2 protein-coding genes are annotated in these 1,506 nt (G+C 76.5%); one reads left to right on the top strand and one right to left on the bottom strand.

Annotated elements, in window-relative coordinates:
* Positions 1–160: 160 nt before the first annotated feature.
* Complete coding sequence (locus tag FV223_RS27365; RefSeq protein WP_147729839.1) at positions 161–868, bottom strand: aldolase/citrate lyase family protein; 708 nt, start codon at positions 866–868, stop codon at positions 161–163.
* Positions 869–973: 105 nt separating this feature from the next.
* Here FV223_RS27365 and FV223_RS27360 point away from each other — a divergent pair.
* A partial coding sequence (locus FV223_RS27360) for a transglycosylase SLT domain-containing protein (protein ID WP_147729838.1) occupies positions 974–1,506 on the top strand: 533 nt, incomplete at its 3' end.

Raw genomic sequence — 1,506 nt, 5'->3', positions numbered from 1 at the left:
CTCCGGAACCTCGACCACGCGGCCGGCCGCATCGGTGAACGGGCGGGCCCGGGCCGGCCCCGCCGGGAGTGCCAAGAGCGCCAGCAGGGCAAGGCCGAGGGTCGTGCGGGCGAGGCGTCGCGGATGCGGCATGCTGCAGCTTCGATCGGAGGATGTCCGCTCACCCTAGGGGCAGCGCGCCAAGAGGGCCACCGGCGACGCTCGGATCCCGCCCGAACACCGCGGCGAGGACGGCCGCCGCCGCGGCGGTCTCGGCGAAGCCCCCCCGGAACCCGTCGCGGCAGGCCGCCTCCACCGTCGCGCGATCGGGCGACGGGCCGGGCATGTCGAAGGCCGGGACGCGCAAGGCGGCGGCGGCCAGCACCAGGAGCCCGCGCGCCTGCGCCAGCGGAGCAGGCTGCGGCGCCCGCGACGAGGCCGAGACCCCGAGGTCGCGCGCCAGCGCGTCGAACGCGCAGAACAGGCCGGCGAGGCGCGCGAACCTTTCCGAGCCGCCGCCGAAGCGGAGCAGGGCGCCGGTGCCGTCGAGGCCGGCGACGATCCGCGTCGCACCGTCCGGGATGCCGGTCTCGGCCTCGTGCACGGACAGGCGCACGCCGAGCCGGGCGACGTCGCCGGCATCGGCGACACCCGGCAGGACGATGCCGTCGGGCCGCAGCGTCAGCGCCGCGGCGAGGTCGGCCGCGCTCGGTGCGACCCGGACGTAGAGCGGCAATGCGCCGGGCCTCCGCCGCAGGGGCGGGAGCCAGGCGGGCTCGGCGGCCGGGGCATGGTCCAGCACCAGGGCATCGGCGTGGGCGAGGTCGGGCGGCGCGCCCGCGGGCGAGGCGATCAGCAGGACGCGCATGAGGACCGAGTCATCGGGCATTTAGGCTTTCTTTACCATGATGGCCAAAGGTCCCCGCATCCGGGGCGCACCGTGCGGCGCCTCACGCGACGCCCGTCCGGCGCGTGCGGCTCGAAGCGGCGATCGATGTTCCTGTTCACCACGCCTTCGAACCCCCAGCCAGCCGCGGCGCCGCCGCGGGCCGCGGGTCCGCAGGGCGCGGTCGTCGACGCGATCCGCGACGGGGCCCAGAGCAGCGGCGTCGGCTTCGACTACCTGCTCGCCACGGCGCAGCGCGAATCCGCCCTCGATCCCTCGGCCAAGGCCGGCACCTCGACCGCCACCGGCCTGTTCCAGTTCATCGAGCAGACCTGGCTCGGGGTGATGAAGTCCGCCGGGCCGAAGCTCGGCCTCCAGGCCTACGCCGACGCCATCGTCGCGCGGCCGGACGGCAGCTACACCGTCGCGGATGCCGGCCAGCGCCAGGCGATCCTCGACCTCCGGCGCGACCCGAAGATCGCCGCCTCGCTCGCGGGCGCCTTCACCCAGAAGAACGGCGAGGCGCTGTCGGCGGCGCTCGGGCGCGAGCCGACCGCGGGCGACCTCTACGCCGCCCACGTGCTCGGGGCGAAGGGCGCGACGACGCTGATCGCCGCCGCGCGGGCGACCCCGGACCGGGC

The sequence above is a fragment of the Methylobacterium sp. WL116 genome (assembly GCF_008039455.1).
Lineage (GTDB): Bacteria > Pseudomonadota > Alphaproteobacteria > Rhizobiales > Beijerinckiaceae > Methylobacterium.
The sequence above is the reverse complement of the archived record's forward strand: the minus strand, read 5'-3'. Positions and strand labels throughout refer to the sequence as shown.

Bases quoted from the DNA above. Each gene is read 5' to 3' on its own strand.
- FV223_RS27365 (WP_147729839.1), bottom strand. From the start codon at position 868: ATGCCCGATGACTCGGTCCTCATGCGCGTCCTGCTGATCGCCTCGCCC.